This is a genomic window from Nesterenkonia muleiensis (genome assembly GCF_003600155.1).
Taxonomy (GTDB): domain Bacteria; phylum Actinomycetota; class Actinomycetes; order Actinomycetales; family Micrococcaceae; genus Nesterenkonia; species Nesterenkonia muleiensis.
On record NZ_QWLD01000056.1, the window covers coordinates 23,604 to 44,046 of the forward strand.

At 64.3% G+C, this 20,443-nt stretch carries 19 protein-coding genes and 1 tRNA gene; 9 read left to right on the forward strand and 11 right to left on the reverse strand.

The annotated features are described in order from the left end of the window. Nucleotide 1 precedes the first annotated feature (1 nt). Together DVO78_RS16315 and DVO78_RS16320 are read right to left on the reverse strand one after the other, a co-directional pair. Nucleotides 2-547, reverse strand: coding sequence for a type 1 glutamine amidotransferase domain-containing protein (locus tag DVO78_RS16315; protein ID WP_120006498.1), 546 nt, complete (start codon nt 545-547; stop codon nt 2-4). Nucleotides 548-839: 292 nt separating this feature from the next. After that, a complete protein-coding gene (locus tag DVO78_RS16320; RefSeq protein WP_120006500.1) occupies nt 840-1,739 on the reverse strand; it encodes a LysR family transcriptional regulator in 900 nt (299 codons plus the stop codon). Between the two features lie 83 nt (nt 1,740-1,822). On the opposite strand from DVO78_RS16320, the gene DVO78_RS16325 reads away from it, so the two are divergent. From DVO78_RS16325 to DVO78_RS16335, 3 genes are all read left to right on the forward strand, one after another. Next, the gene (locus DVO78_RS16325; protein WP_120006502.1) at nt 1,823-2,752 is read left to right on the forward strand and encodes a DMT family transporter; all 930 of its coding nucleotides are present in this window, start codon (nt 1,823-1,825) and stop codon (nt 2,750-2,752) included. Nucleotides 2,753-2,844: 92 nt separating this feature from the next. Then, nucleotides 2,845-3,303 carry a hypothetical protein gene (locus tag DVO78_RS16330; protein ID WP_120006504.1) on the forward strand — a complete coding sequence of 153 codons (459 nt, stop codon included), beginning with the start codon at nt 2,845-2,847 and terminating at the stop codon, nt 3,301-3,303. Between the two features lie 185 nt (nt 3,304-3,488). Next, nucleotides 3,489-4,247 carry an AAA family ATPase gene (locus DVO78_RS16335; RefSeq protein WP_120006506.1) on the forward strand — a complete coding sequence of 253 codons (759 nt, stop codon included), beginning with the start codon at nt 3,489-3,491 and terminating at the stop codon, nt 4,245-4,247. A gap of 148 nt (nt 4,248-4,395) precedes the next feature. Here the strand turns inward: DVO78_RS16335 and DVO78_RS16340 are convergent, their stop codons facing one another. Beyond that, nucleotides 4,396-5,886 carry an acetyl-CoA hydrolase/transferase family protein gene (locus DVO78_RS16340; RefSeq protein ID WP_238385370.1) on the reverse strand — a complete coding sequence of 497 codons (1,491 nt, stop codon included), beginning with the start codon at nt 5,884-5,886 and terminating at the stop codon, nt 4,396-4,398. A gap of 197 nt (nt 5,887-6,083) precedes the next feature. Between DVO78_RS16340 and DVO78_RS16345 the strand changes: the two genes are divergently transcribed. Then, complete coding sequence (locus DVO78_RS16345) at nt 6,084-8,828, forward strand: HAD-IC family P-type ATPase (protein WP_202912229.1); 2,745 nt, start codon at nt 6,084-6,086, stop codon at nt 8,826-8,828. Here the strand turns inward: DVO78_RS16345 and DVO78_RS16350 are convergent. Then, the gene (locus DVO78_RS16350) at nt 8,806-9,420 is read right to left on the reverse strand and encodes a GNAT family N-acetyltransferase (protein WP_120006512.1); all 615 of its coding nucleotides are present in this window, start codon (nt 9,418-9,420) and stop codon (nt 8,806-8,808) included. The genes DVO78_RS16345 and DVO78_RS16350 overlap by 23 nt on opposite strands. Nucleotides 9,421-9,518: 98 nt before the next feature. Here DVO78_RS16350 and DVO78_RS16355 point away from each other — a divergent pair. Beyond that, nucleotides 9,519-9,592: transfer RNA gene (locus DVO78_RS16355), tRNA-Gly, on the forward strand. A gap of 26 nt (nt 9,593-9,618) precedes the next feature. Here the strand turns inward: DVO78_RS16355 and DVO78_RS16360 are convergent. The 4 genes from DVO78_RS16360 to DVO78_RS16375 form a co-directional block, all read right to left on the reverse strand. After that, nucleotides 9,619-10,221, reverse strand: a complete 603-nt coding sequence (locus DVO78_RS16360) for a class I SAM-dependent methyltransferase (RefSeq protein ID WP_120006514.1) — start codon at nt 10,219-10,221, stop codon at nt 9,619-9,621. Nucleotides 10,222-10,319: 98 nt separating this feature from the next. Next, complete coding sequence (locus DVO78_RS16365; RefSeq protein ID WP_120006516.1) at nt 10,320-10,868, reverse strand: DUF4190 domain-containing protein; 549 nt, start codon at nt 10,866-10,868, stop codon at nt 10,320-10,322. Nucleotides 10,869-10,922: 54 nt separating this feature from the next. After that, a complete protein-coding gene (locus tag DVO78_RS16370; RefSeq protein ID WP_120006518.1) occupies nt 10,923-11,870 on the reverse strand; it encodes an electron transfer flavoprotein subunit alpha/FixB family protein in 948 nt (315 codons plus the stop codon). Then, nucleotides 11,867-12,664, reverse strand: a complete 798-nt coding sequence (locus DVO78_RS16375) for an electron transfer flavoprotein subunit beta/FixA family protein (RefSeq protein WP_202912230.1) — start codon at nt 12,662-12,664, stop codon at nt 11,867-11,869. Before DVO78_RS16375 ends, DVO78_RS16370 begins: the two co-directional genes overlap by 4 nt. Nucleotides 12,665-12,820: 156 nt before the next feature. Between DVO78_RS16375 and DVO78_RS16380 the strand changes: the two genes are divergently transcribed. Beyond that, complete coding sequence (locus tag DVO78_RS16380) at nt 12,821-13,972, forward strand: glycerate kinase (protein ID WP_120006520.1); 1,152 nt, start codon at nt 12,821-12,823, stop codon at nt 13,970-13,972. Nucleotides 13,973-14,097: 125 nt separating this feature from the next. Here DVO78_RS16380 and DVO78_RS16385 read toward each other — a convergent pair whose 3' ends face one another. The 3 genes from DVO78_RS16385 to DVO78_RS16395 form a co-directional block, all read right to left on the reverse strand. Then, nucleotides 14,098-15,420 (reverse strand): type II toxin-antitoxin system HipA family toxin, encoded by a 1,323-nt coding sequence (locus DVO78_RS16385; protein WP_162301605.1) that lies wholly within the window; start codon nt 15,418-15,420, stop codon nt 14,098-14,100. A 14-nt stretch (nt 15,421-15,434) separates the two neighbouring features. After that, entirely contained in the window at nt 15,435-15,743 is a 309-nt protein-coding gene (locus DVO78_RS18500; protein ID WP_120006524.1) for a helix-turn-helix domain-containing protein, read from the reverse strand. A gap of 179 nt (nt 15,744-15,922) precedes the next feature. Further along, nucleotides 15,923-16,798 carry a LysR family transcriptional regulator gene (locus DVO78_RS16395; RefSeq protein ID WP_120006526.1) on the reverse strand — a complete coding sequence of 292 codons (876 nt, stop codon included), beginning with the start codon at nt 16,796-16,798 and terminating at the stop codon, nt 15,923-15,925. Nucleotides 16,799-16,912: 114 nt separating this feature from the next. Between DVO78_RS16395 and DVO78_RS16400 the strand changes: the two genes are divergently transcribed. The 3 genes from DVO78_RS16400 to DVO78_RS16410 are packed head-to-tail and all read left to right on the forward strand — an operon-like array spanning nt 16,913 to nt 20,387. Next, a complete protein-coding gene (locus DVO78_RS16400) occupies nt 16,913-18,307 on the forward strand; it encodes an NAD-dependent succinate-semialdehyde dehydrogenase (protein ID WP_120006528.1) in 1,395 nt (464 codons plus the stop codon). A 59-nt stretch (nt 18,308-18,366) separates the two neighbouring features. Continuing rightward, a complete protein-coding gene (locus DVO78_RS16405; protein WP_120006530.1) occupies nt 18,367-19,521 on the forward strand; it encodes a M20 family metallopeptidase in 1,155 nt (384 codons plus the stop codon). Between the two features lie 20 nt (nt 19,522-19,541). Beyond that, nucleotides 19,542-20,387, forward strand: a complete 846-nt coding sequence (locus DVO78_RS16410; RefSeq protein ID WP_238385371.1) for a hypothetical protein — start codon at nt 19,542-19,544, stop codon at nt 20,385-20,387. The last annotated feature ends 56 nt before the right edge of the window (nt 20,388-20,443 follow it).

Sequence of the window (20,443 nt, forward strand, 5' to 3'; positions counted from 1 at the left end):
ACTATCCGGCGACCAGGGAGAGGAAGGCGCGGTTGAAGTCCTCCAGGTCGCCGGGATTGCGGGAGGTGACCAAACCATTAGAGATCACGGCGGACTCATCGATCCACTCTGCCCCGGCATTGACCAGATCGGTCTTCAGCGAGGCGTAGCTGGTCACCGTCCGGCCGGGTAATACACCGATCTCGGTGAGGATCCACGGCCCGTGGCAGATGGCGGCTACCGGTTTGCCGGCCTCGAAGAAAGCCTTGACGAAGCGCTGGGCATGCTCGTCAGTGCGCAGTGTATCGGCGTTCAGGGTGCCACCGGGCAGCACCAAACCGGCGTAATCATCAGCATCGGCAGAGGGCAGGTGGACGTCGACATCGAAATGATCGGCATGCTCCCAGTCGCTCTTCATCGCCTGGATCTGCCCCTCCTCGGGGGAGACCACCACGGCAGTGCCGCCGGCTTGGTCAATAGCGGCGATCGGATCGGTCAGCTCCGGCTGCTCCACGCCGTTGGTGGTCAGCAGTGCAATTTTGGTTCCCGGGATGGCGGTGTCAGCCATGGTGGGTTCCTCCTCGTGAGGCTCTCTTCGGCGACATCGGCCAGGATCAGAGTCCGGTTCAGAGAAGAGTCTGATGAGGGCCGCTTTCACCTCACCACAATAGGAGCCTGGTCTTCATCTGCCGGTGACAGAACCTCGACGTTCCCTGACAGTTCACAGTGTCCTTTGCTCATCGTCTTCCCCTTCGTGAAGCTTCCAGGGTGGGGTCAGCCTGGTCCTGCGCACACCAAGAAGCTGATAAGCGGACCAGCCGGCCGGTCCGGGGAGATTCGGAGCCGCAATCTGCGTCACCTCAGAGCGATGCTCTGACGCGCTCTCTGAGGAGTTCGAGGAAGCGGCGGACGGAGGCGCTCATGGTAGGGCTGTTCTTTGCCTGGACCGCTACAGTTCTGGTGGGAGTTGGATCGACCAGGTTCGCCACCGCGACGCTATCACCGGGCCGGACCGCGGCGACACTGAGCCTGGCCATAGCGGTGATGCCCGCTCCGGCGCCCGCATAGGCGACTGCCGCGGCGTCGTTCTGGGCCTCCAGGCGGAAGGACGGAGTGAACCCGCTTGCCGCAAAGGCGTCCACCAGGATCCTGCGGCAGGGCCCGTCGACAGGCTCGTTGTCGATCCAGATCTCATCGGCCAGCTCGGAGAGCGGTATCTCGGACCGGCCAGCCAAGGGGTGATCCTTGGGCATGATCACCACGTAGGGTTCGGTGATCAGCGGTTCGGTGAGGTAGCCGGCCGGTGCTGGTGGTGTGGCGTCGTCGCTGACGACGATCTCCACATCGGGCTCCCACTCCGGATCCTGGAGCTGCTCGCCCAAGCGCAGGTCCAGCTGCAGCTCAGGGAACTCCCGGGCCATCGCGGCCACGATGGACGGCATCCACGCGATGCCCGCTGATGAGGTGTGCGCCACGTGCAGCGATCCGGTGCGCCCCGAGCGCAGATCCTTGACCGCGGTGTTGAGCCGGTCAGCCTGCTCCATGAGCCCGGCGGCTTCCTCGGCGAAGCGCAGGCCCGCGGCAGTTGGAGCGATCCCGCGCCCGCGCCGCTCCAGCAGGGTCAGCCCGGTCTCCCTCTGCAGGGTGTGGAGCTGCTGACTGATCGCCGAGGGCGTGTAGCCCAGATTGGCAGCCGCCCCGTTGACCGAGCCTCCGGCCAGCACTGCGCGGAATGTCCTGAGGCGGTTGAGATCGAACATGCACCAACTATAAAGGAGAACTGAATTATCGTGAAGAAATATTCGCTTGTGCTGTATAGACGCGTGCGGGGAGGATTGTTCCCATGAAACCGAAACTGGCAATACTGGCGATCAGCGCCACCGTGCTGATGTGGGCCTCGTCGTTCGTGGTGATCCGCGCTTTCGCAGATGAACTGTCTCCGGGCCCGATGGCCCTGCTGAGGCTGGTGGCGGGTATGGCTGCGCTCTCGGCGCTGCTGTTGTGGATGCGCCGTGGAAAGCTCCGCCTTCCGGGCCGCCGGGGGCTGATCCTGGGTGCGGCTTTCGGCGTGGTGTGGTTCGCGGTCTACACGCTGGTGTTCAACTGGGCCGGCCACTTCCTGGACGCAGGGACCATCGCCATGCTGGTGAACCTGGCACCGCTGCTGGTGGCACTCGGCGGCGGGCTGTTCTTCGGCGAAGGGTTTCCCCGTCAGCTCTTCGCCGGCATGGCTGTCTCCTTAGTCGGCATCGGACTGATTACCTTTGCCGGCAGCACTGGCCGGCTCTCGCTGGCCGGACTGCTGATCGCGGTCTCTGCTGCTGTGCTCTACGCGGTAGGGATGCTGATTCAGAAGCTCACCCTGCGGCACACCGATCCGCTGACGGCCACCTGGATCGCCTGTGCGGCTGGCGCCGTTGTGCTGCTGCCGTTCATCCCGCAGACCATTGGCGAGATTCAGGCAGCCTCCGCCGCCAGCATCCTGGGGGCGGTCTATATGGGCATCGGCCCCACCGCGGTGGCCTTCATCTTCTGGGGCTACGCCATGATGCACTTCCCCGCCGGCCGGGTGGCAGCCAGTACGCTGACGGTTCCGGCGATCGTGGTGCTGATGGCATGGCTCTTCCTGGCCGAGGTCCCGCCGGCCCTGGCGATCATCGGCGGTACCGTCTGCCTGATCGGGGTGGCCATCGCCCAGTGGCGCAGGCCCCACAGGCGCAGCAGAAGGCACGACGACGCGGTCACCACCGCCGAGGCACCCGCTCCCGCCTGAGCTGCCGGACTTCCGGGGACAGTGCCGGAACAGCGGCCGATGTCATCCCCACGAAGGATGTGCGTCGTTGTCGTTCTCTCTAGAGTGGGACCATGACTGAGAACGGCTACAGCTTCTCCAAGGATCCGTGGGGCCAGGCAGCAGTTATCGGTGCTCTGACGCTGATCCCCGCCCGAAAGTACCCCGCGTGGCTACGCCAGACGATGATCTGGGTACCCACGCTCTCGGTGACGGCGATGGCCGCGACTCCCGGGACGACCACCGCGGTGCTGCGCAGGCTCAGCCAATGGCAGGGTCAGGATCCCGAAGAGGTGAAGTTCCCCGAGGTCAGACCGGCAACGCGTGCTGCGCTCGCGGTCTCTGCCGGTGCGGCCGCCTATGCCGGCGGGAGGATATCCTTCTGGTCCGACACCGCCGCGGAGACATTGGTGCGAAAGATGCGGATACCAGCCCCGCGGGTGGCGATGAGCCTGGCAGCCTCGGTCTCCACCTGGTGGACCGTTCACCAGGACAATCAGCGGGCTGCTGCCCGGCGGAAGAGCGCCTCGTAAGCGTGGCGAAGGTTTCTCCGCATGGCCTGGCCCGGGCTGGGCTGGTCGGCCGGCTCCCGCAACGACCTTTTCAGACAGCTGTTGACTTGTCCGCTCTCTATAGGGGCACGATTTGTCAACAACTGTCTGATTATGCGGCTCTGATCTTGCTGGCCCGGCTCCGGGCCTCGGTCTAGGCTGGTGACGTGGCGAAGAAGAGCTGGCTGGAGGATGAGCGTCCCATCCGCGAGATCCTCCTCTACGCAGATGCTGAAGTCGACGACGGCGCCTGGCCGGCCACAGTGCCGGCAGTCGCCGGTTTCCTGCAGCAGTGCGGAGGGGAAGGCTTCGAACCCCAGGAGGGAGTGACGTTCCTGGTGGGGGAGAACGGTTCGGGCAAGTCCACGTTGGTGGAGGGAATCGCCCAGGCGTTCGGACTGCCGCCGGAGGGCGGAACTACCCATGGTGGGGCGCGGACCGCTGATACCGAATCCCCGCTGGGCCAGTGGCTGAAGGTTATCCGAGGTCCCGGGGCGCCCCGGTTCGGGTTCTTCCTGCGCGCGGAGACCATGCACGGCTACTACACCTGGCGGCAGGAGATCGGAAGCCCGGGCCCGGATCTGCATCAGCTCAGCCACGGAGAGTCTTTCAACAGCCTGCTTGAGTCCTATCTGGACCACCAGCAGTTCGTCCAGGGACTGGTATGCCTGGATGAGCCGGAGGCGGCCCTGTCCTTTACCTCACTGCTGAGCTGGGTGGCAGCACTGGACAGGATGCAGTCCCGCGGCACGCAGGTCATCTGCGCCACGCATTCACCGATTCTGGCTTCACTGCCCGGCGCCACTATCTTAGAGCTTGGCGAATGGGGGATCAGGGAAACCACCTGGGAGCAGCTGGAGCTGGTCCAGTCACACCGGCGCTACCTCGAAGCGCCTGAGCGCTATCTCCGGCACCTGCTGGGCTGAGCTGGTGCCCGCTCCTGAAACGGCCTTTCATGCAGTTGTTGAACTATCAGCTGTCTATAGGGGCATGATTTCCCGACAGCCGCCTGATTTGGCGGACCTGACCCGGCTGGCCTGATCGAGCGGCTCCTGCACGGACAGTGGACGTGATTCACATCCTGCCGTGCTGCTGGTAGGTCTCATGCCAGGAGAGCGCCTCCCGGAGCAGATGGGGAGTGTGCTGGCCCCTCGGGCTGGCAGCGACGGCACGGTTGAGGTAGTCCTGCAGGCGGTCCCGGTAGTCAGGATGGGCGCAGTGCTCAATGATCTTCCGGGCACGAGCCCGGGGCGAGAGCGCGCGCAGATCGGCCAAGCCCTGCTCGGTGACCAGGATCTGGGTGTCGTGCTCGGTGTGATCGATGTGGCTGGCGAACGGCACAATGGCGGAGATCGCTCCACCCTTCGCCGTGGAGGGCGAGACGAAGAAGTTCAGATAGGCGTTGCGGGCGAAGTCCCCGGAGCCGCCGATGCCGTTGATGATCGAACTGGACAGCACATGGGTGGAGTTCACATTGCCGTAGATGTCGGCCTCGACCATCCCGTTGATAGCGATGATCCCCAGCCGGCGGATGATCTCCGGATGGTTGGAGATCTCCTGGGGACGCAGCAGAATGCGGCCCTTGTAGCTCTCGATGTTCTCGTTGAAGTGCGCGGCGTGCTCGGCCGAAAGGGAGAAGCTGGTCGCGGAGACCGCGGTGAGCTTCCCACTGTCGATCAGGTCCAGCATGCCGTCCTGGATGACCTCGGTGTAGGCGGTGAGGTTCTCGAACTCGCTGTGGGCCAGGTTGGTCATCACCGCGTTGGCGATATTGCCGACCCCTGACTGCAGCGGCAGCAGGTTCTTCGGCAGACGCCCGTGGTTGATCTCATGCCGTAGGAAGTCGACCACATGGTCGGCCATGGCCCGGGAGCTCTCATCGGCGGCTTTGAACGGCAGATTGCGGTCCGGGGCGTCGGTCTCCACCACTGCGACCACTTTCTCTGGGTCCACCCGCAGGTAGGGGTCGCCTATCCGCTGCATCGGGTCCAGCAGCTGCAGCGGAGTCCGCCGTGGCGGCAGGCGGGTTCCGTAGTAGACGTCGTGGAAACCCTCATAGGCGCGGGGATGCCAGCTGTTGACCTCCAGGATGACCTTGTCAGCGAGGTCCAGCCAGGTCTTGGAGTTGCCCACTGAGCTGCCGGGCACCAACAGCCCGTTGGGCAGGACCTCAGCCACCTCGACCACCGCGACGTCGAGCTTTCCGTAGAACCCGAACCATGCCTGCTGGGCCGCATGGCTCAGATGAGCGTCCACGTATTCGACCCGCCCGGCATTAATGGCATCACGCATGGTGGGATCGGACTGAAACGGCAGGCGTTTGTGCACCGCTGAGGCCCCGGCCAGAACCCCGTCCAGCTCGGGTGCGGTGGAGGCCCCGGTCCACAGCTCGATGCTGAACTCCTCCCCACGGCCGTGAGCCTCTTGGGCTCTGGCCGCCAGAGCCCCGGGAACCTCCTTCGGGTAACCGGCACCCGTGAAGCCGCTCATGCCCGCCCGGTCACCGTGGCGGATATGTGCGGCGGCCTCTTGGGCGGAGACGATTCTGCTGCTCAGTGCTGACACTCGACTCCTGACATTGCTGTGACGTTTGTCCCTGCATGTGCGTGCACCGGCGGTGCACGGCCACCGCTCAGGATATGTGATCAACGCCCGGAGGCGCACTCTTCTGCTCATGGGCAGGAATGGCGTGTGCCTGACGTTATAGAGTCGTACCGGAAGCAACGAAGACGCCGCATAGGACAGGACGCGCCAGTATCCACGTGAAGCTCCACCACCTCACCGATGCCCACGCGATCTCCGCCGATGACGTCCTCAGTGAGTATCAGGCCGATCTCAGCGACGGCCTCAGTGCTGCAGAGGCCCAGAAGCGTCTTGATGAGCACGGGCCGAATGAGCTGCCTGCTGCGAAGAAGGACAGCGCGCTTCTGCGCTTCCTGCGCCATCTCAACGATGTGCTGATCTATGTGCTGCTCGGTGCCGCGGCACTCACCGCTGTGCTCAGGCACTGGGTCGACACCATCGTGATCCTTGCCGTCGTGGTGGTCAACGCCACAGTGGGCTTCCTGCAGGAAGGCAGGGCCGAACGCGCCCTGGAGGGCATCCGTGACATGCTCTCGCCCTCGGCCACTGCGCTGAGGGAGGGGACCTGGCGGAAGATCGCAGCCGCTGAGCTGGTGCCCGGAGACCTCGTGCGGCTGCGCGCCGGCGACAAGGTGCCGGCTGATCTGCGTCTGAACGAAGCTCATGAGCTCACCATCGAAGAGTCAGCCCTGACCGGCGAGTCCGTGCCGGCGGCCAAAGACACCGCACCCACCGAAGCTGCTGCTTCACTGGGCGACCGCAGCGGTATGGCCTTCTCCGGAACCATGATCAGCTCCGGGGCGGGCACCGGCGTGGTGGTCGCCACCGGCTCGAACACCGAGATCGGCCGCATCAACACCATGATGAGCGAGGTGGAGTCACTGCAGACTCCGCTGACCAGGCAGATCGCGACCTTCGGCCGCTGGCTCACGCTGGGGGTGGTGGTGATGACCGTGGTGCTAGTGCTCGCCGGCTGGCTGCTCCACGGCACAGACATCATGGAGCTGCTGCAGGCTGCGGCCAGCTTCGCGGTGGCTGCCATCCCCGAGGGCCTGCCGGCACTGATCACCATTACCCTCGCCTTGGGTGTTCAAGCGATGGCGCGGCGAAGTGCCATCACCCGCAGACTGCCTGCGGTTCAGACCCTGGGCAGTGTCACCACCATCTGCTCGGACAAGACCGGAACCCTGACCAAGAATGAGATGACCGTTGAGCGGGTGATCACCGCTGGAGAAGAGTTCACCGTCACCGGAACCGGATATGCGCCCGAGGGTGAGGTGGTGGATGAGGATGAGGCCACTGTTGGGCTGGAGCATGTTGCCCTGCGCCGGCTTACCGAGGCCCTGAGCATCGCCAATGACACCCATCTGGTGCACCACGAGGGCCGGTGGGGGATCAGCGGTGAGCCCACAGAGGGGGCGTTGCAGTCTCTGGCGGGCAAGATCGGGGCCGACCCCTCGGCGTCTCAGCGGCTTGCCACGCTGCCGTTCAGCTCGGAGAACAAACTCATGGGCACGGTCGCCGATGTTGGCGGGGCCTCTCGTGTCCTCGTCAAGGGCGCACCGGACCGGCTGCTCGCCCGTTCTGCCTCTCAGCTGGACAGTGAGGGTGGTCAGGGCTCTTTGAACCATGCCTATTGGGAGGAGCGGATTGAGCAGCTCTCTGCTGAGGGGCTGCGGGTGCTGGCCGCGGCTGAACGCGCTGCCGGTGAGGCTGACGCCGAGAGGCTCACCCTTGAGGATCTGGGTGAGGAGCTGACCTTTTTGGGGGTGGTCGGCATCGTGGACCCACCGCGGGAGGCTGCCGTGGATGCGATCGAGGTCTGCCACACCGCCGGCATCCAGGTGAAGATGATCACCGGAGATCATCTCGGCACTGCCACCGCGATCGCCCGGCAGATGGGCCTGGACAGCGGTTCCGGAGCGGTGAGCGGAGCGCAGCTGGAGGAGGCCGACGATGATGAGCTGGCTGAGCTGGCGGTTGCGCACAACGTCTTCGCCCGGACCAGCCCGGAGCATAAGCTGCGTCTGGTCAAGGCGCTGCAGGCCAAAGGCGAGGTAGTTGCGATGACCGGCGACGGCGTCAACGACGCCCCTGCGCTGAGGCGGGCCGATGTGGGCGTCGCCATGGGGGTCAAAGGCACCGAGGTCACTAAGGAGTCCGCCGAGATCGTCCTGGCCGATGACAATTTCACCACCATCGAGCACGCCGTCGAAGAGGGCCGTCGGATCTATGACAATCTCCGGAAGGCGATCATCTTCCTGCTGCCCACCAACGGTGCCCAGTCGGCGGTGGTGCTTTTCGCGGTCGCGCTGGGGTGGACACTTCCACTGACCCCGCTGCAGGTGCTGTGGGCCAATATGGTGACTGCGGTGACCCTCGCCTTCGCCTTCGCCTTCGAGCCTGCGGAACAGGGGCTGATGCAGCGCAGACCCCGTGATCCGTCCACAGGCATTGTGAACCTCCGGCATATTGTCCAGATCGGACTGGTGTCACTGCTGATTGCCGCAGCCACGATGGGCATGTTCCTCTGGCGCACTGCTGCCGGGGACGACCTTGACACGGCCCGCACACTGGCCACCACGGTGCTGGTGGTCTGTCAGGCCTTCTACCTGTTCAACGTCAAAGCCCTGGAGTCCACCAGTCTCAAGTTCGCTCCGCTGTTCAACAACAGGGTCGCCTGGTACTGCGTCGTCGGACTGACGGCGTTGCAGCTGCTGTTCATCTATGCCCCGCCGCTGCAGCAGCTCTTTGAGTCCTCTCCGCTGTCCTTCGAGCACCTGGTGATGGTCACCGGGGCCGGAGCCGCAGTCTTCTTCATCATTGAGCTGCTTAAGCTGGGGTTCTACTCCGTTGAGCGCACCAGGCGCATATCCGCGTCCGGTCACCAAGAAGATGCTCTCAGTTCACCGGATCCGGGTTGAGGTCTTCCCATTCGAAGGTGGTGGTGGATCCGGTCGCCCAGTCCTGACGCAGGATGGCATAGGCGACTGAGGCCACAGGCTCGTTGCCTTCCACCGGCCATCCTCGTCGGTAGTGAGCTTCCTTGAGGAACCCGCAGCGCAGGAACACTTTGCGCATCGCGATATTGTCCTCGCGAGTCTGACCCTCGAACCGGTCGACCTCGGGATAGGTCTCGAACACCAGTCGGGTCAGCTCCTTCAGAATCGGCACGCCCCAGCCTCGGCCGCGATGCCGTTCGGCGAGCCTGAGGTCGAACAGCGGGGCACCGTCAGTGAGATCCTCCAGGATCACGATGCCGAGCCGCTCGCCGTCCAGAGTCTCCGCCCACCAGCCCCGGCGGTCAGTCTCCTCGGCCGCGTCGGTCTCATAGTGCTCCGGGTTGTGCCCGTAGTCGCCGCCGGCGAGGTTCTCCTCGGCCTGCTTCACCGACGGCTCAGTCCGCATGTGAAACGGATAGCTGTGGGAAGAGATGAAGGTCACAATTTCTCTGGCGCCGTCCGGATCGTCGGGCCTGAGATGGGTGAAACGTACTGCTGAAACTTCGATGGTCATAGCAGAGACCCTACAGAACGGGGTGGACCACCGTAGGCACGGTACACTGTTCAGCACGCCGTCACGGTGGGACCACTCGCACTCATGGCGGCGGCCAAGCGGGCGTAGCTTAATGGCAAAGCTTCTGCTTCCCAAGCAGACGACGCGGGTTCGATTCCCGTCGCCCGCTCCATGTGACTCAACGGCTTCCGCCTGAGTCTAACGGGGCTCCGAATGGCGGGGATGTGTTCCAGCGATGATGGAGAAACGGTGCCAGTGCTTCGGGCCGCGGCCGCTGGATCCGTCGAACTCCTGTTCCTCCAGCTGGAGGATCTCAAGGCCTTCCAGCAGCGCCTCGGCCTCCGCCCGTTGGTGAAAGGTCATTCCGCCGACAGCGCTGTCGCCATGTGCCCAGGAATCCCGGTCGCCAAAGAGATGCACAGCCATCAGTCCTTGAGGATTCAGCGCCGCACGCAGACGGGTCCACAGGGTCCCAAAGTGCTCGGGAGGCACGAAAGGGAGACTGGCCGAGGCCAGAATGAGATCCGCGGCCGGAGGCTCGTACTCTGCGAGATCGGCCTGGTGTGTGCTTAGCTGGCTGTGATCACCGGTACGTTCGCGAGTCAGTTCAAGGGCCGCAGGCTCCAGGTCCACCGCGATCACGCTCCATCCCTGTTCTAACAGGAATCTGGTCTCTGTGCCGTCGCCGCATCCTAAGTCCAGGGCTACACCAGGGGGTGAGGCGAGTTCGGCTGCCCGAAGCGCAAGCGGACTCGGCCCTCGCCCGCCGAGCCGGCGGTAATACTCAGCCCAATCCGCCACTACGCGCAGGTGAGGTATCGCTGACGGGCGGCCCCGCCAGTCTGGGTGTGCATCTGATTCTGGACAACTACTCCTCAATGTCGGACTTGATCGGAGCACTAAAAAGCCAGGAAAACCCCGATCAGAAGGAAAAAGGCACCCATCAGCCAGCCGGTGAAGCCCCAGACCAGTGCCACCCAGCCCAGTACCATGCCCGCAGTGGCCTGATGCCCCAGACTGCGGGCCTTCGAAGCCTGCCAGATCGCAATCGGACCCAGGATGACCGGCAGAGTGAAGAGTCCGATGATCCCCAGCACCACGGCTGTGGTGGCATGCTGCTGGGCCCGCTGCTCCCGCTCGAAGCTAAGACGCCCCAGCTCATCGCTGCCCGGGGTCGGCGAGTAGTAACCATATCCGGGTGGGGCATACCCGTGTGGCGAGTATCCCTGCGGCGGGTAGCCGGTTGGCGGATGCTGCGCTGGAGGATACTGCGCCGGCCCCATTCCGAAGCCGCCGGCCTGAGCAGCAGTCTGGCTGTGATCATACCCGGCACTTCCGCCGTTGGGCTGCTCACCGGAGTTGCCGGGATACCCTCCGGCGGCTGCGTCGTCGTTGCCGCTGCTGTACCATCTGGGGCGCTGACCCTGGCCCTGATTCGGTTCGGTCATGCCGCTATTGTTCCGAACATCGGCGTGAATGTCATGGGTGGACTGTTCACCTGCTCAACCCTTCCGGCGGCGGATCTCCTCGATCATCTGCGGCAGCACCTCGTTGAGGTCACCGACCACGCCGAAGTCTGCGATCTCGAACACCGGGGCGTCCTCGTCCTTATTGATGGCCACGATGGTCCCAGAGGTCTGCATGCCGGCCTTCTGCTGGACCGCCCCGGAGATCCCCACTGAGAGGTAGAGCTTCGGGGAGACGATCACTCCGGTCTGACCCACCTGTGCGGAGTGGTCGATCCACCCGGCGTCAGTGGCGACCCGGGAGGCGCCCAGAGCCGCACCGAGCTCATCAGCGAGCTCCTCGACCAGGCTCAGGTCACCTTCCACACCGCGGCCGAAGGCCACCACAGTGGACGCCTCAGTCAGGGTGGGCCGCCCAGTGCTGGGCAGCTCGGCCTCCTTGAGAATCTCAACAGCCGACGACGCCGCCACGTCCAACTCCACCACCTCGGGTTCAGCGGCATCGACCAATACTGGCAGGACGGTGTTGGGCCGCAGTGTGGCGATCAGCGGGCCGTCCTCACTGATCTGGGCGGTGGTGTGCCAGGAGTCGGCGAGCACCGACTTGGTGGCCGCACCCGAGCCGGTCACACCGGTGGCTCCCGTGATCAGCCCGGCCTCCAGCAGCACCGCCGCACGAGCCAGGGCGTCCACCGTCTCCGGAGCATCTAGTCCCAGGATCAGGTCCGGGTCCAGCTCACCGGCGGCAGCGGCCACTACATCGGCCAGCGCGGGGTCGGGGGCGTAGATCGGCGCGTTGACATGGTCAGCACCGGTCAGCACGCCGGTGACGCCCTTGACCGCCAGCGGTGCAGTGCCGGTGACCGGCAGGGAACCGGTTACCACCACCGTGTCCCCCAGGGCATCGGCGTGGGTCAGCAGCTCCGCCTGGGCGCGGCTCAGCTCGGTCTCCACCCGGTCGAAGAACACCAGAACCTGAGTCACAGCAGTCCCTCCTCAGTCAAGAAGTCGACGGTCTGCTTACCGGCCTCGCCGTCGTCGTGAATGATCTCACCGGCCTGGCGCTCGGGGCGGGGCTCGGCGGTGATCATCGAGATCTTGGACTCCACCGCATGGCCGGTCAGGCCCAGATCCGCCAGATCCAGCGTGGTGACCGGCTTCTTCCTGGCCTTCATGATGGCCCGGAAGTTCGGGTAGCGCGGATCATTGGCCTGATCGGTCACCGAGACCACCGCCGGCAGCAGCGCGGCAACACTCTGCTGCCGGTTGCCAGAGATCCGGTCCACCACCAGCCGCTGACCGCTGAGCACGACGCCGCGGGCCTGGGTCAGGGCCGGAACCCCCAACCGCGCGGCCAGCTGGGCCGGTACAGCACCGGATTCGCCGTCATCAGAGGCCATGCCGGTCAACACCAGGTAGTCAGCGGAGTCGGGATCGCGCACAGAGTTGATCGCTGCGGCCAGGGCGGCAGAGGTGGCGGAGATATCGGCTGCGGCCAGAGCCTCGTCATTGAGGTGGAAACCGTCGTCGGCTCCTATCTGCAGTGCTTTCTTCACCGCGGCGGAGGCGCCGGTCGGTCCCATGGTGAGGGCAGAGACGCGCACTGTGGCGGCGTCGTTGTTCTCCTTGATCTGAAGCGCGGCCTCCAAGGGGTACTCGTCAAGCTCCCCAAGGATGCCCTCCCTGCGGTCAAGACGGCGGTTCTCACCGATTGAGCGCTCCAGCTGGGCGTCGGGCACCCATTTGACCAGGGTGATGATGTGCAGTGAACCCGGCATGATCCCTTTCGTGTCCTTACAGGCTTCCAGGTGGTGGTCCTGGTGCTTTCTGAACCGCTCTATATGGTCGCACGATTAGCACTGCAGTGCCGCAGATGAGACTAAGTATGTAGCGCAAAGCACACTGGAGACGGCCTCTTGGCATAGTCTCAGGGCATGAAGATTGTCTGTGTTCCGGATTCTTTCAAAGGCTCGGTGACCGCCGCCGAAGCCGCTGCAGCCCTGGCCGCCGGTGCCCGGCAGGTGTGTGATGAGGCGGAGATCCTCCAGCTGCCGTTCGCTGACGGGGGAGAGGGAACTCTTGATGCGCTGCTGGCAGTCTGGGGCCGAGCACCGGAGAGGGTTGCCACGGTGGACGCGCTGGGACGGGAGACAGAAGCGCGGTACGGGCTGTCCCCCGACGGCCGGACCGCGATCATTGAGGCAGCTGAGGCCAATGGACTGCCCCAGGTCTCTGATGTGCCCCTGCAGCCGCTGCGTGCTGATACCTACGGGGTCGGGCTGATCGCCCGCCATGTGCTCGAGGGCTCGGTGAACGGAACCCAAGTGGAGGAGATCCTGTTGTGCATCGGCGGCTCGTCCACCACAGACGGCGGCACCGGGATCCTGCGTGGTCTAGGCGTTGAGTTTTTGGATGACGGCGGCGCCCCGGTACAGCCCGGCGGGGAAGGGCTCGGGAGAATTGCCAGCATTGAAGACTCCGGCCTGCCTCCGCGGGCCGGTGAGGTCCGCTGGCGGATCGCCGTCGACGTCGACAACCCGCTGACCGGCCAGCGCGGGGCGGCAGCGGTCTTCGGCCCCCAGAAGGGTGCGGAGGCCGAAGAGATCAAGGTCCTGGACGAGGGTCTCGGGAGGCTGGCTGAGGTGCTGGCCGCCAAGACGGGAGAAAGAGCAGATTCGTATCGCAGTGCTGAGGGGTTTGGGGCTGCCGGCGGTATCCCGCTGACTTTGGTGAGCCTGCTGGGCGCCGAGGTAGTGCCCGGATCCACTATGGTGGCCGAGGCGGTGGGACTGGAGGAAGTGCTCGCCGGCGCCGATCTGGTGCTCACCGGTGAAGGACGGCTGGACTCCCAGTCCTTGGGTGGCAAAGTGGTGGATGCGGTGGCCTCACGGGCACCTGACTCGGCGGCCGTCGTCGTCATCGCCGGCGCGGTGCAGCTCAGCGCGGCCGAATGCCGTGCCCACGGAATCACCGCGGCCTTCTCCATTGCCCCCGGCGCCGCGGATCTGGCAGAGCTCCAGGCCGAGGCCGCTGGACTCATCGAAGACACCGCCGCCCATGCCTGCGCGCTCTGGAAGCTTCGCTGACTGCCCTGGAAACATCGATGTCGATCGGCTCGGTTCTGTCTGTCTGACCCGAGGACGCAACGGATTTCACCCGTCACGGGGGTTGTTGTGGAAACAAGGTCCGTTACCTGGTCAATGAGGGCTGATCACGTTCGGTGCCTGCGCCATTGTCCTTCGACATGTTGACCACGACGCATATGCGGTTTCACCCACACTTCACCGGTTTCGGAGCTAGCACTGGTCTGATTTCGACCTGTCACCGTTTCCGCCAGTCTTTTCGCAAGATCGCGGTGGCTCTCATCGAAAGCTGTGCCCATCGCTTCGATAGCATCATTCTCAATCCCGATGCCTTTGGCATGGTGGGGCCATGAGTCCACGGCCTGGGCAATATCAGCTAACCGCCGCGCAGCCTGTTGCTTGGTCATGTGGAAGTCCTCGGCCCGCTCCACCAGCAGTCGCAGGTCCGGGTTGGCTGGGTCGTCCTCAGGTGCAAGTGGCGTGTCGGAGAATCCGCGCCGGGACGGGTTGACGTCGAATGATGGGGCGAGCCTCCACCCTGCTGCCGACCGAATGAGCCCATGGTTGCGCATGTGATCGTCGATGTTGTTGACCATGACACCGAAGGCCGCTCTTGAGAAGAGCTGCTCACCGTCGGTGAGGGGAGCAGATGAGATGCGAGAGACTTCGCGGGACAGAGATGCGTAGTCTTTGTGCTCCCCCTCATCAAGCATGAACATCGTCTTGAAACTCTGGTAGGGAATGCGCCGATCACGATCGCGGTCGAAGCGCCGGGTCAAGAAGACTGACTCGAACTCATCGAGCCGAACGATCTGTGATGGCTGAACATCTATGCCAGCCGCACGCTGTAAGTCGATTGCCACCAGTTCCCACGCTGAGACGTCCCCGGTGTCCGATGTGCGGGGAAACTTTGCCAACCACATGTGGCCGTGCTCGTCATGAACCCAGGCTTTGGGTGCGGCACCACCCGGTGATGACCCGACGCCGATCAAATGCTGGACCCCTTCGTCGATCACCCCAGACTCTTCAAATCTGGCAGCTGCCTGACGGAGGTCAGCTAGGTCTTTCACCTCCGCCCTCCGAGTAGGTGCAGAGAGGAATGATCCGCCCACGCGGAAGCGAAGTGCGCCTTGCCTCGTCTCATCGCTGACCGCAAGCAGCAGCCCCACTTCGTCCAAGGGTTGCCAACGCTGTCTGGTTTCTCTGGCTTCGCGGCGGTGTTCGGCATTGACCAGGTCCCGACCCCATCGATCAGGAGCGGCATCGTCGAAAGAGAAGGGAGTATGGCGTGTGGTGAATGGTTCGTGGGGTCCGAAGGTCAAAGGCATCTCAGGTGATATCGCGAAGGCATCTGGCGAGGCGATCCAGTCACGATCGTAGGTGAACACCAGCCGACGCTGGTGTGATCCTGTTTCCACCGTCTCGGCCACGCCGACTTTCGTCTGGTCCATGCAGACTTCGATCATCACGACCTCTTCGCCCGCTTCCTCGTCAGCATGTGTGCGCGGGCTCGTCCGAGATCATGGTTGAGCGGGTCGACAGCCTTGACCATGTGTTGGTCCATCCGGAGCACATCTGCAAGCTTCATCAGTGTGCCCAAAGAGACTCCTGGGTCTCCTCTTTCGACTCGCCGCAGCGCCGGGACGGAAATATGTGCGCGTTGGGCAGCGAGCTCCTGTGACAGACCAAGCATGATGCGCCACGATTTGAAGTGAGCACCCAGCTCTTCCATCGAACTGTCGGTTCGCATGCTGGACTCCATATCTAAACTCATAAATTATTATATCAACAATAACATCACGTAAGAGTTCTACTAAATGAGATTAGCAAGCTGCCCAGCCTGAGGTGAAAGTGGTCCACATGGGGTCTGACTGCCGTTACCACGGATCGCTGCCTGGACATCTCGTCATAGTCACTGGCGAACACCTGCCGGCTAAAGTCGGTGAGTACACGTCACCCCGGATACCGGTCCAGGCAAAATTCCTTGAGCCGCTGAGCGAGGTTCGCCAGCGTGGCGTGGGCGTGATGTCCAGGCCTCCAGGCGGCATAGAGATGGATCTGCAGAGGTTCGCCCTGATGCAGGATTTTCAACTGATGTAAGCCGTAGCGCGGATCGTCGGTGAGGATCGCCGCTCCGCGCCCAGCGGCGGTCAGGGCCAGGGCGACCTGGCTGTGCCGGGTCTCCAAAGTCGTGGTGGCGCTGAGCTGGGCTTGATCCAGGGCGGCATCAAGGACACGTCGTGCTTTGAACCCGACGGTCGGCAAGATCAGGGTCTCCTGGACCAGCTCCTCCAGAAGAACGCTCTGGCGCTTCACCCAGGGGTGGCGTTCCGGCACATACGCCCAGACCGGCAGATTCGCCAGATGCAGCGCATGAGCTTGCGGTGGCCAGCGAACGGGGGCGACCACCATGCCGTAACTGTTCAACGCGAGGTGCAGATCCGCGTCGATGTCCATCTCAGTCACTGAGGGCACCGGATCTTGGGGCCGGAAGGTCGCGACGAAAGGAGCGACGATGTCAGTCAGCGTGGTGTTCGGGGCAGCCAGAGAAATTCTGGCCATTCTGCCTTCGGCCAGGTGTGCGGCATACTCGGCGGCCTCCTGATGACGCTGGAGGAGATCGCGGGCGGTTCGGTAGAACTCGCTGCCCTCAGTGGTCAGATGCAGCCGACCGTGCTGCCGGAAGAACAGGGTCAGCTCCAACTGCCGCTCCAACTGCCGGATCTGCCGGGACAGGGAAGGCTGAGTCATATGCAGCTGATGTGCCGCAGCAGAGACGGTGCCGGCCTCCACTACTGTCACGAAGTAGCGCAGCAGACGAGTATCCATGCTCAGCAAGCATACTCATCATGAGATCCAGGTATTGGACGGCATGCACAACTGGTGTGAGGCTGGAGTTCCGTTCACAGCTTTGTCTTGAGCCGTATACCCCTTGGAGTCCCGATGAACAGCACTGTCACCTTTTCCGTCACCAACCCCGCCACTGGTGAGCACCTCGACGACGTTCCGGACTTCAGTGCCGATCAGGTCCTGGCCCAGGTGAAGGTGGCGCAGGAGGCCTTCCTCCAGTGGAGCGGTGTGGCGCCGCGCAAACGCGCGGAGATCCTCACCACGGCGTATGAGCTGATGATCGCCGACGCTGAGCGGCTGCGGGATCTGATCGTCGCCGAGAACGGTAAGTCTCAGGCCGATGCCGAGGCCGAGGTCCGCTACGCAGCCGAGTTCTTCCGCTGGTACGCCGAGGAGGCCGTGCGCATGCAGGGCGAGTACACCACCGCTCCGGCTGGAGGCGTACGCAATGTGGTTACTCACCATCCAGTGGGTGTCGCGCTGCTGATCACCCCGTGGAACTTTCCCGCGGCGATGGCCACTCGCAAGATCGGCCCCGCTTTGGCCGTGGGGTGCGCAGTGGTGCTCAAACCGGCCCGGGAGACCCCACTGACTGCGATCGCGATTGCGGAGATCTTGGAACGGGCCGGTCTGCCGGAGGGTGCTGTCCAGGTGGCGACGACGACCTCCACCCGGGAGGTTGTTTCAGCACTGCTGGCCGATGACCGGATCAAGAAGCTCTCCTTCACCGGGTCTACCCCGGTGGGGCGTACTCTGCTGGGGCAGTGTGCGCAGCGGGTGGTCAATGCCTCGATGGAATTGGGCGGCAATGCTCCGTTTATCGTGACTGCAGATGCGGACATTGAGGCTGCTGTGGATGGCGCGATGATCGCGAAGTTCCGCAACTCCGGGCAGGCCTGCACAGCGGCCAACCGGTTCTACGTCCATGCTGATGTCGCTGAGCAGTTCATCGAGGCCTTTGGCACCAGGATCAGCCAGCTCCAGGTCGGCGACCCTGCTGAGGGTTCCCAGATCGGACCGCTGATCCACGAGAAGGCTGCCGCTGATGTCCAAGCACTAATCGACGGTGCGGTGCACGACGGCGCGACCATCGCCTACCAGGCCCAGGTGCCGGAGACAGCCGCGACCAAAGCGTTCACTCCGCCCACCCTGCTGCGTGACGTCCCCGCCGATGCGCGGATCCTCACCGAGGAGATCTTCGGACCTGTGGCGCCGGTGGTGGTCTGGAACGACCTCGAAGAGATGCTGTCCCAGGCCAATGATGCCGAGGTCGGACTCTCCTCTTATGTTTACGCGGGGAACCTGCAGCAGGCGATGCGGATCGGCGAACGTCTAGAGGCCGGCATGGTCGGGGTCAACCGCGGCATCGTCTCCGATCCGAGCGCACCCTTCGGTGGGGTCAAACAAGCCGGCATCGGCCGCGAAGGCGGCCACTGGGGCATCGAAGAGTTCACCGAACCTCAGTACCTTTCGGTGGACTGGTCCTAGACCTGAACAGAGTTTTCCTTCTGCCGGTGATTGCCTAGACTCACCGGTAGGCTGAGTCCATGCCTGTCATCTCACCTGCACTGCTGGCGGACGCAGAGTCGCGCCTGGACCAGATCATCGCCGATATCCAGACCCTCGTCGAGGTCGAAACGCCGTCGGAGGACAAAGACGCCGTGGCCGAAGGCGCCGCCGTCGTCGCAGATCTGATCGCCGAACGTCTGGGCCTTGAGGCGGAGCCGGTCGTCATCGACGACGTCACCCACCTCCGGCTGCGGGTCGGTGCGGACAAGCCCAAGGTGGTCCTCATCACCCACCAGGACACGGTGTGGCCCGTGGGCACCCTGGCGCGCAAACCCTTCAGCAACGACGGCCATGCCCTGCGCGGTCCCGGAGTGTTCGACATGCTCACCGGCCTGGCGATGTCCATCCATGCTGCCAAGCTGCTGCAGGAAGCCGGACATACCCTCTACGGCCTGTGCATCCTGGTCAGCGGCGACGAGGAGCTCGGTTCCATCACCTCCAAGAATCTGCTGCTGGAGGAATCGGAGGAGGCCCGCGCCGTCTTCGTCATGGAGGGCGCGCTGGACACCTCGTACAAGGTGGCGCGCAAAGGCACCTCCAACTACACCGTGGCTGTCCACGGCGTTGCCTCTCATGCCGGGCTCGACCCGGAGAAGGGCATCAACGCCGGCATCGCGCTGGGACTGCTGCTCCCGGAGATCGCTGCCCTGGGCGACCCCGCGCTGGGCACCACAGTCACCCCCACCGTGATGAAGGCCGGTACGACGACGAATACCGTGCCCGACTACGCCGAAGTGGTCATTGATGCCCGTGCCACCACTGTCGCCGAGCAGGAGCGCGTCGACGACGAGATCCGTGCGCTGACCTCCCCGGTGACCGGGGCACGTGTGGAGGTCACCGGCGGGGTCAACCGCCCGCCGATGGAACGCGGCGCCGCCGAAGAGCTGTTCACCCGGGCGCAGAAGGTCGCAGCAGCCCTCGGCACAGAGGACGTCACCGGCGAAGAGGTCGGAGGCGCCTCCGACGGAAACTTCACCGCCGCAGCCGGCATCCCCACCCTGGACGGCATGGGCGCCTGCGGTGCCGGCGCCCATGCCGAGCACGAACACGCCTTGGTGGATTACATCGCCCCGCGCACAGCGCTGCTGGCCGGACTCATCGCAGCCCACCTGGACCCGCCCGCGGCTGGATGAGCCCCGAAGGCACTGTCACGGTGAGATGGGCACAGCATGCCGCCGGACAGGCCCAGGAGTCTGCCGGCGTCGTTGTGCGTGATCTGCACTCCGCAGAGCAGATGCAGACCGCCGCACAGGTTCTCGGAGAGATCTGGGCGCCGGGAGGCCGCGGTGAGACTCCCCTGGAGGCGGGGCTGCTGGTCGCCCTGGAGCATGCGGGCAACTATGTGGCTGGTGCCTATTCGGCAGACCGGCTGATCGGAGTCACGGTCGGGTTCTTCGGCGCCCCGGATCCGGTGAGTGGGCGCTCGCAGATGATGCATTCGCATATCGCCGGGGTACTGCCCACCCAGGTGCGCGGCGGGGTCGGTGCGGCGATGAAGCTGCACCAGCGCGCCTGGTGCTTAGAGCGCGGAATCACCACCATGGAGTGGACCTTCGACCCGCTGATCGCCCGGAACGCCCGGTTCAACCTGCATAAGCTCGGCGCCAGACTCACCGCGTACCTGCCGAACTTCTACGGCGAGATGCGCGATGCCGTCAACGCCGGCCAGGGCAGCGACCGCGCTCTCATCTGCTGGGATCTGGAGGCTGAGGTTCAGGCCAGCGAGCCGGTGCCCCACCTGACGCTGCTGGAACCGGATGACGACGGCACCCCACGCACCTCAGTGCACGGAGAGGAGACCGTCGTCGCAGCGGCTGGGACAGAGGTCGCCGGGCTCAGAATTCCGGTGGACATCAACCAGATGCGAACCCAGCGGCCGGAGGTCTCGGCTCAGTGGAGGGTTGCCCTGCGCCAGACCATGCATCCGCTGCTGACCGCAGGCTGGTCCGTGAGAGGCATTGGTTCCGAAGGCACCTACCTGCTGACCAACTCAGCGTGACATGATCTCAGCAAGATGTTTTTCGGAGGACTAAGCTGACTGTGATGACCATCACC

What these genes read in the sequence shown, in the direction of transcription:
- DVO78_RS16320 (WP_120006500.1), bottom strand. Translation starts at nt 1,739, where the DNA reads ATGTTCGATCTCAACCGCCTCAGGACATTCCGCGCAGTGCTGGCCGGA.
- DVO78_RS16350 (WP_120006512.1), bottom strand. Translation starts at nt 9,420, where the DNA reads ATGACCATCGAAGTTTCAGCAGTACGTTTCACCCATCTCAGGCCCGAC.
- DVO78_RS16400 (WP_120006528.1), top strand. Translation starts at nt 16,913, where the DNA reads ATGAACAGCACTGTCACCTTTTCCGTCACCAACCCCGCCACTGGTGAG.
- DVO78_RS18500 (WP_120006524.1), bottom strand. Translation starts at nt 15,743, where the DNA reads ATGAGTTTAGATATGGAGTCCAGCATGCGAACCGACAGTTCGATGGAA.
- DVO78_RS16325 (WP_120006502.1), top strand. Translation starts at nt 1,823, where the DNA reads ATGAAACCGAAACTGGCAATACTGGCGATCAGCGCCACCGTGCTGATG.
- DVO78_RS16405 (WP_120006530.1), top strand. Translation starts at nt 18,367, where the DNA reads ATGCCTGTCATCTCACCTGCACTGCTGGCGGACGCAGAGTCGCGCCTG.
- DVO78_RS16395 (WP_120006526.1), bottom strand. Translation starts at nt 16,798, where the DNA reads ATGGATACTCGTCTGCTGCGCTACTTCGTGACAGTAGTGGAGGCCGGC.
- DVO78_RS16365 (WP_120006516.1), bottom strand. Translation starts at nt 10,868, where the DNA reads ATGACCGAACCGAATCAGGGCCAGGGTCAGCGCCCCAGATGGTACAGC.
- DVO78_RS16330 (WP_120006504.1), top strand. Translation starts at nt 2,845, where the DNA reads ATGACTGAGAACGGCTACAGCTTCTCCAAGGATCCGTGGGGCCAGGCA.
- DVO78_RS16380 (WP_120006520.1), top strand. Translation starts at nt 12,821, where the DNA reads ATGAAGATTGTCTGTGTTCCGGATTCTTTCAAAGGCTCGGTGACCGCC.
- DVO78_RS16385 (WP_162301605.1), bottom strand. Translation starts at nt 15,420, where the DNA reads ATGGACCAGACGAAAGTCGGCGTGGCCGAGACGGTGGAAACAGGATCA.
- DVO78_RS16375 (WP_202912230.1), bottom strand. Translation starts at nt 12,664, where the DNA reads ATGCCGGGTTCACTGCACATCATCACCCTGGTCAAATGGGTGCCCGAC.
- DVO78_RS16315 (WP_120006498.1), bottom strand. Translation starts at nt 547, where the DNA reads ATGGCTGACACCGCCATCCCGGGAACCAAAATTGCACTGCTGACCACC.